4 protein-coding genes are annotated in these 3,549 nt (G+C 65.0%); 1 reads left to right on the top strand and 3 read right to left on the bottom strand.

Annotated features, from left to right (window positions below; all coding sequences use genetic code 11):
* On the top strand, nucleotides 1-568 hold a 568-nt coding region (locus TX78_RS00365), incomplete at its 5' end, for an alpha/beta fold hydrolase (protein ID WP_158644277.1).
* Nucleotides 569-580: 12 nt separating this feature from the next.
* Here TX78_RS00365 and TX78_RS14035 read toward each other — a convergent pair.
* Genes TX78_RS14035 through TX78_RS00375 form a run of 3 tightly spaced genes read right to left on the bottom strand, consistent with a single transcriptional unit; the run spans nucleotide 581 to nucleotide 3,127 of the window.
* Complete coding sequence (locus TX78_RS14035; protein ID WP_049897243.1) at nucleotides 581-1,153, bottom strand: hypothetical protein; 573 nt, start codon at nucleotides 1,151-1,153, stop codon at nucleotides 581-583.
* Nucleotides 1,147-2,616: a primosomal protein N' family DNA-binding protein gene (locus tag TX78_RS00370; protein ID WP_049897245.1), complete on the bottom strand. Its 1,470-nt coding sequence runs from the start codon at nucleotides 2,614-2,616 to the stop codon at nucleotides 1,147-1,149. The genes TX78_RS14035 and TX78_RS00370 overlap by 7 nt, the downstream gene beginning before the upstream one ends.
* Nucleotides 2,617-2,626: 10 nt before the next feature.
* Nucleotides 2,627-3,127, bottom strand: a complete 501-nt coding sequence (locus TX78_RS00375; protein WP_044492711.1) for an SgcJ/EcaC family oxidoreductase — start codon at nucleotides 3,125-3,127, stop codon at nucleotides 2,627-2,629.
* Nucleotides 3,128-3,549 lie beyond the last annotated feature (422 nt).

Here is a 3,549-nt window from a genome sequence, read left to right on the forward strand (position 1 = left end):
CGATGTACTGATGGGGCATTCCTTCGGGACCATCGTCACTGCTGCTCATACTGCGCAGAACCCTCAAGCCTGGGCCAAGCTGGTCCTGACGGCACCGATCAGCAATCACATCTTCCGTGGAAGGCTGCTGGCCGGAGCTGCCGTGGTAGAGCTCTACTACGCGATCAGCCGGCTGTTGCCGGAGTCAGCTGGCAATGCATTCCTGCGTTCACGCACAGTGCTGAAGATCACTAACCTGACAATGCGCGCTGAGCGGGATCCGCGTGTCACTGAGTATGTGCGCGACCAGCATGCGCAGCACTTTGGCGGCTACTCCGACCGGCAGACTCTGCTAGAGGCCTACGCTGCTTCGAGCCGTCATACGGTGCTCGATTATGCCGCTGATCTTCAGCTTCCGGTCTTATTGCTCCCGGGTTCCGGGGATCAGCTGAGCACTGAGGCCGGGCGTCGTGCGCTGCGTGATGCGCTGCCGCAGGGGAAGCTCGAGGTGATCCGTGGGGCGGGACATCTGGTGCATTATGAGAAGCCTGCCCAGATTGCCCGCGCTATCCGCCGATGGGTCTCCTAGAACTGCAGCGGGTCAGAACTGCAGCGAGATGACGTCGTCCACCGCGATCCGCAGGCCGCGGTGTTCGGTCCCGCGGGAGCTGGGGGCTGCGCTGCTGCTGCGCCGGACCCGGCGCATCTCGGCGATGATCTCTGCAGCTTGGGCATAGGAGAAGAACAGCAGCCAGCGCTGCCTCTCGTCATCAATCGGAGCCGGTCCGATCCATTCCAGCCCCGCTGGCAGGGCTGCTTCGTCCATGAAGGCCTGCGCTTCGGCGGGTTCTCCGCTGAGGCTCAGCATCCGGGTGGCAGGCGGCAGCCCCAGCTCGAGCCGGCGGTATAGCTCCCTGCGGGCGTAGCCCACCGGGTCCCATCGCACCAGTGCCGCGGTGAGTTCTTCGTCGCTGGCGGTGACCACCACCGTGCCGGACTGGGCGGGGTCCGCAGAGCGGGGACGCACCAAGGAGGCTGCCCGGAACCAGCGAGCCAGTACTTGCCGGGGCACATCGAGGCCTTCTCGGTTCAGCTGCGCATCTCCATCCAGCAGCAGGGCGGCGCTATAGCCCTGGGCTGCTGCCGGCTCTACACCAGGGGTGCTGACTACCAAAGCGGGTTTTCCCCTACTTCGGCCACAGGGTGATCTCCGGTGGAGGAGACCACTGTGGTGTTGGGGAAGGCTCGGCCTAGTTCCTGGGCTGTGCGATCCGCACCACGGGCGCCGGCGCGGAAGGTCCCGTTGCCGCATTCATGACAGCGGTGCCGCCGGTGGTGCAGTCCGCACCAGCGGCAGCGCAATGTCTGGGACTGGCCGTGGTGGGCCGGCAGGGTCAGCGGCCCGTGGCATTCGGGGCATTCTTGTCGGGTTCGGCAGCGTTCGCACAGTACGGCGGGGATGAATCCGGTGCGCCCTACCTGTATCAGCACCGGCCCATGGGCCAGTGCTTCACGGGCAGCCCGGTAGGCAGCAGCTGGCAGGCGAGCCTGCTGGAATGTGGGATCTCGCTCCTGCTGGTAGGAATCCGCAGTGGAGATCATCAGCGGCGAGGCGGTCCGGCGCTCTTCTCGACCTGGGGCTATATCCTCCAGCCAGCCGCGTTCCACCAGTCGCTGAACTTCCAGACTGCGGTGGGCAGAGAGGAACAGCATTGCAGCACCGGTCTGCACGGTCCGAAGCAGTGCTACTTCGCGCACATGCTGATAGGGGGCGCGCGGTTCCGTGTGGCTGGGGTCATCATCATCGAGCACCACCAGCAGTCGAAGCTTGGACACTGGCGCATACACGACAGAACGAGTACCCACAGCTACTCGAGCCTGACCGTAGCGCAGTCGCAGATACGAGCGATACCGCGGTGTGGGTCCCATCTCTGCGGTCAGCCGGGCGACAGTGTCCTCTCCCAGGGCGTTCTCAAGCGCCTCGGCTGCACGGTCCACATCCCGCTGATCGGGGACGACGACGATCGCATCTCCCCCGTCGGCGAGGCAGTCCTGTACCGCTTGCAGGATCTTCTGCTCCCAGCTGTACGCCCCGAAAGATGTCAGAGCTAAGTCGGCCTGGCGCGGACCCGGGGGCTGCGTTGGTTCCTCCGGCTCCGGGGCAGCAAGCCCGGCGAACTCCTTCTCCACGCGTGCTGCCCGAGCTGGAACTGCGGCGCGCAGCACATCTGAGGTTGTGCCCGCGTAGCGCTGTGCGACCTGCTCGGCCAGCTGCAGGACCTGGTTGCTGAGCAGCGGCAGTGCCGAGACGACTTTGGAAATCAGGCTCAGCCGCGCCGCCGTCGTCGGCGTCTCACTGCGGGAGATCACCCAGCCGGCCATGTCCCGTCCGGAGAACTTCACTTTCACCCGGCAGCCAGGGACGATCACGTCTTCGAAGTCGGTAGGCACTGCATAGTCAAAGGGGCGATCCAGGTGGGGCACAGGCGTCTCCAGCAGCACCTGGGCTACGGGAAGGCGCTGTGCGGATCCCGCCGGAAGTTTTGGCGCAGCAGGCGGTGCCAGTGAGTCCAGCAGGGCAGGTTGGGAGGCGGCGGGTGAGGCTGTCCGCTCCCTGCTGTGCTGCTGTCCGGTCATGTCATTGATGCTACTTGGCACCCCGGACATTGTGGGCGCCGAGGGGCTGATAGGCCGCTGGCTGCATGCCATGTTCCCCAGCTATGAGTGTCTCAGCGCCGGGCACCCGGTCAGTGTTCTGAGCTGCGACCGCCAGCCATTCTCCGTTCTGCTGGTGGACGACGAAGCTGATGACACCGCTGCGCGCAGCGGTGTCGCTTTCCCCCAGCGGTGTCTGACCGGTGAGGTTCCAGGCAGCGTGCACCACGGCGATCTGCTCCCCCAGGCGGCGCACGGTTGTCCGGGTCAGCGTCATCTCTGAGTCTCCGAAGATCCGGCGGAAGCCGTATTCGTGGGCGCTGCGAATACGATCGCGGGAGCTCCACCAGAGGCCGACGACGTTGACGAAGTCGGCGTCCTCGGTGAAGAGGCTGGCTAGTGCATCCGCGTCTGCGCTGTTCCAGGCGGTGGCAAAGCGCTGGGCGATGTCCTCTGCGGCATGTGTCGGTTCTGGTTGGTGTACGTGGCCCATGTACGGCAAGCATGGCACGCTGCCCGCGCGATCGCCATGGCTCGCGTCAGCTCATAGGGGGTGTTTCTGGTGTGGGTGGGCTGAGGTGACCGTGGGATTTCTGCCGGTGGTGCCTGCGGCAGAGATGCTGAAGATTACTGGCCCTGGTTTCTCCCTCAGGCCAGGGCACATGATGATCAAGATCGCAGCGCTCAGCAGCCACCGAGCAACCAGGTTCCTGACACGTACCATCTCTGAAAGCGAGTACTTCCCGCAGCGCCACCGGTGGATCATGGCCCTCATACACAGCAGCCAACAGGTCACCAGGAACCAGTGGATCCGCAGTCCAATCACCGGACCCGGCTGACCCGGCTGACTCACTCGGCCCACTCGGCCCATCTGACCCACTCGGCCCATCTCTCGGCCCATCTGGTCCGACCGGA

The organism is Nesterenkonia massiliensis (assembly GCF_000455245.1).
GTDB lineage: Bacteria > Actinomycetota > Actinomycetes > Actinomycetales > Micrococcaceae > Nesterenkonia > Nesterenkonia rhizosphaerae.